This is a genomic window from Bradyrhizobium sp. Kon58 (assembly GCF_055807455.1).
The window spans coordinates 1-278 of the sequence record NZ_JBVVOT010000408.1 but is presented as its reverse complement, the minus strand read 5'-3'; the positions used below and the strand labels follow the sequence as shown (position 1 = coordinate 278).

Sequence of the window (278 nt, the reverse complement as noted above, 5' to 3'; positions counted from 1 at the left end):
ACCGGCATCATCATGACCGGCATGGGCGATGACGGCGCTCGCGGCCTCAAGGAAATGCTCGACGCGGGCGCGTCTACTGTGGCTCAGGACGAGGCAACGTGCGTGGTGTTCGGCATGCCAAAAGAAGCCATCAAGCTCAATGCCGCCCAGCGCATCATGGCCTTGCAGGAGATTCATCAGGCCATCTTGTATAAATGAAGGCGCGTTATCGCCAGATGCAAAAAAGCCAACGCGCGAAGGCGTTGGCTTTTTTGTGGGACGTGATGCGTTAGTTCTGG

General features: G+C 57.2%; 1 protein-coding gene. It reads left to right on the top strand.

All coding sequences use genetic code 11. From position 1 onward, the window contains the following. Positions 1-198, top strand: a 198-nt coding sequence (locus AC0L20_RS40950; protein ID WP_473295817.1) for a chemotaxis protein CheB, incomplete at its 5' end; no start/stop codon positions are given. Positions 199-278 lie beyond the last annotated feature (80 nt).